This window comes from Phycisphaerae bacterium (assembly GCA_012729815.1).
Lineage (GTDB): Bacteria > Planctomycetota > Phycisphaerae > JAAYCJ01 > JAAYCJ01 > JAAYCJ01.
In genome coordinates this window covers 1-2,839 of sequence record JAAYCJ010000087.1, presented here as the reverse complement: position 1 = coordinate 2,839, position 2,839 = coordinate 1, and the positions used below count along the sequence as shown (strand labels likewise).

Genomic DNA, 2,839 nt, shown 5'->3' with positions numbered 1-2,839 from the left:
GTGCTGTTCGGGCAGGCGGTTTTGCCGGTGTCCTGAGTGGTTTTGCGTGACGGATGGCGGGTGACCCTGCCGCGTTGCGGCAGAACCTCCCGCCCTGCCAGGAGCCGCAGCGGCTGCGTTTGGCGGCGTTTTTTTTGATGGTGCATTTGCGATGAAGCGACAGAACTGTGTCATTGACGTACACACGCATGCGTTTCCCGATCATCTGGCGGGACGGGCGATGGCGGCGTTGGAGGAAGGGGCTTCGGTCAAGGCGATCCTTGACGGTACGATCGCGGCGTTGCTGAAGTCGATGGACGAAGCGGGCATTGAGATCAGCGTACTCTCGTCGATCGCCACCAAGCCCAAGCAGTTCGACGCGATTCTCAGTTGGAGCGAGCAGATCCGCTCGGAGCGGCTGATTGTTTTTCCGTCGGTCCACCCGGCGCATCCGGAGTGGGCCGATCAGATCCGCCGGATCAAGGCGGCGGGATATGGGGGCCTCAAGCTCCACCCGTATTACCAGGAGTTCGAGATCGACGACGAGCAGCGGCTGTTCCCGATCTATGAGCTGGTTCGCGAGCTGGACCTGGTGCTTTTGATGCACACGGGTTTTGACATCGCGTTTCCGCGGACGCGGATCGCCGATCCGGTGCGGACCGCCCGGGTGATCGACGCGTTTCCCGGGTTGAAGCTGATCGCTTCGCATTTGGGGGCGTGGGAGGATTGGGACGAGGTGGAGCGCCGCCTGGTGGGCCGCGACGTCTACATCGACGTTTCGTACAGCTTCGAGTACATCGGCACCGAGCAGGCCCGGCGGATCATTGCGGCGCATCCGAGGGAGCGGATGCTGTTCGGCACGGATTCGCCGTGGGGCGACCCGGACTTCGTCGTCCAGAGCATTCGCGGCCTGCGACTGGACGCGGAGCACGAGCGGATGATTCTGCGGGACAACGCCGCCCGGCTGCTTGGGCTCTAACGGTTTCGCGGTCCGTTTGGGTCAGACCTCGTGGACTTCCACGGCCACGCGGCAGACATGGTCGGCATTCTGGTATTCATGATCCGGCAGCCGCCGCAGGACGCGGACCACGTCGGCTGGCATGTTCTGGGTTCTGGCCGCCCGGATCAGCGCGCTCTTTCGGAGCGGGTAGTGCATTTGTTCCATGTGTTCGTGCATGTGGGCGGGCGGCTTGGCCGGTCCGCCGTGCTGGCCGGGCGAGGTGTTGTACTTTCGGCCACGGTCCCGGTATTCCATCTGCGCTCGTCGGTAAGGCATGGTCTTCCCCCGTAACTGGTCACCTGGTTACCGAACGATCTGGCGCACCGTCTGCGCCGGAATTCGGCTCATTGAATTATATCACGACGCGGTCGGCGATGCCGCCACGTCCGGCCCGGCCCCGCCGGCTCGACGCGTAACCTATTGGAACTCACGGCGATCCGGCGGCGGAGCTTCGCCTTCGCCGGCCCCGCCGCCTGCCTGTCTTTCCCCGTCGGAAAGCACGCGATGCTCGTGGACGGCCTTCCTTCGCTCAATTCTGACAGTCGAAGAGCCGGCGGATCAGATCGTCGTTGTCTTGGGCCACCGGCCGGCCGCTTATCTGGCCTCGCCAGCACTCGTCACAGACTCTCGTCCACGGCATCGCCTGCAGGAACACCGCGCTGATCGGATCGCCGCACGCCTCGCAACGGCCGTAGGTGCCGGTGTCAAAGCGGTGCATGGCCTGTTCGATTTCGGAGAGGGCCTGGGCCTGGCGGACGAGGAACCGGGAGACCCGGTCCTCACCCTGGCCCTCTCCGTCCGCGAGTCTCTCGATCTCCACCGGCCCAGGCTTTTTGACACGCTGTAGAAACCTCCGCACGGTCCCAAGGACCTCGCTCCGCATCGCCGCCAGCACTTGTCGACACTGCCACGGCCACGGCTCCACCGGTACATTTTTCATCGTTCTGCCTCCCAGACGTGCGAAAGACCGGATCATCAGCTGGGCCTGTCATCTAATTATTGGCGTGTCGTCAAGGCACTTCGAGCCGGCTTGCCCAAGATCAAGTCCGGGCGATTGACGGCTGTCAGCACCTTCGCCCAATAGATGCCAATCAAGTGCGAGGCGGTTCCGTCCATCGTTGACTCCGGATAGAATCCCATGGAGACGTCAGTGAATGTCAGTGGAGAGTTTCAAAACATCTTTTGGGGGAACTTGTCATGGCGACTCAGACGACAACGCTTAACGGGGTGGATATCGAGCGGCTTCGTGAGACGATTCACAATCTTAAGGGGAATCCGGAGCTGGCGAAGGTTCAGCATCGGGCGACCAACGAGTGGGTGGACGGGGCCCATTGCCGGACCACCGTGAGCGACTACTACGGGGCCGGCGAGGATCGCGAGCACGCCCAGCGGTTCGAGCTGCACGCGGACGAGCCGGACGTGCTGTTGGGCGAGGACCACGGGCCCAGCGCGACCGAGGCGCTGCTGTACGCCCTTTCCTCGTGTTTGAACACCACGTTTGTCTACCACGCGGCGGCCCGCGGGGTTCAGATCGACGAGCTGCGGCTGGACTTGACGGCGGACTTGGACCTTCGCGGATTTCTGGGCCTGAGCGACGAGGTGCGGAACGGCTATTCGAGCATCCGCGTGACGTTCCACGTCAAGTCGCCCGCGCCGCGGGAGACGATCGAGGAACTGGTCGAACTGGCTCAGAAGCGATCGCCGGTATTCGACATGGTGACGCACGAGACGCCGGTTAGCGCGAAGCTTGAGCTGGGATAGCCGGCGATGGCGGGTCGAGGCAACCGCAGGCTGGGTCAGGCCGGCGCCTCGGCCGGTCCGGCGGGCAGGGTGAAGTGGAAGGTGGTGCCTCTGCCGAGT

The 2,839-nt window shown here is 63.6% G+C and carries 4 protein-coding genes; 2 read left to right on the top strand and 2 right to left on the bottom strand.

Annotated elements, in window-relative coordinates; genetic code table 11:
• Positions 1 to 151: 151 nt before the first annotated feature.
• Positions 152 to 958, top strand: a complete 807-nt coding sequence (locus GXY33_06620; GenBank protein ID NLX04799.1) for an amidohydrolase family protein — start codon at positions 152 to 154, stop codon at positions 956 to 958.
• A gap of 21 nt (positions 959 to 979) precedes the next feature.
• Here the strand turns inward: GXY33_06620 and GXY33_06615 are convergent, their stop codons facing one another.
• Positions 980 to 1,255: a DUF2795 domain-containing protein gene (locus tag GXY33_06615; GenBank protein ID NLX04798.1), complete on the bottom strand. Its 276-nt coding sequence runs from the start codon at positions 1,253 to 1,255 to the stop codon at positions 980 to 982.
• Between the two features lie 253 nt (positions 1,256 to 1,508).
• Positions 1,509 to 1,919 carry a hypothetical protein gene (locus GXY33_06610; protein NLX04797.1) on the bottom strand — a complete coding sequence of 137 codons (411 nt, stop codon included), beginning with the start codon at positions 1,917 to 1,919 and terminating at the stop codon, positions 1,509 to 1,511.
• 257 nt (positions 1,920 to 2,176) lie between these two features.
• Between GXY33_06610 and GXY33_06605 the strand changes: the two genes are divergently transcribed.
• Positions 2,177 to 2,740 (top strand): OsmC family protein, encoded by a 564-nt coding sequence (locus GXY33_06605; GenBank protein NLX04796.1) that lies wholly within the window; start codon positions 2,177 to 2,179, stop codon positions 2,738 to 2,740.
• The last annotated feature ends 99 nt before the right edge of the window (positions 2,741 to 2,839 follow it).

What these genes read in the sequence shown, in the direction of transcription:
- GXY33_06610 (NLX04797.1), bottom strand. Translation starts at nt 1,919, where the DNA reads ATGAAAAATGTACCGGTGGAGCCGTGGCCGTGGCAGTGTCGACAAGTG.
- GXY33_06620 (NLX04799.1), top strand. Translation starts at nt 152, where the DNA reads ATGAAGCGACAGAACTGTGTCATTGACGTACACACGCATGCGTTTCCC.
- GXY33_06605 (NLX04796.1), top strand. Translation starts at nt 2,177, where the DNA reads ATGGCGACTCAGACGACAACGCTTAACGGGGTGGATATCGAGCGGCTT.
- GXY33_06615 (NLX04798.1), bottom strand. Translation starts at nt 1,255, where the DNA reads ATGCCTTACCGACGAGCGCAGATGGAATACCGGGACCGTGGCCGAAAG.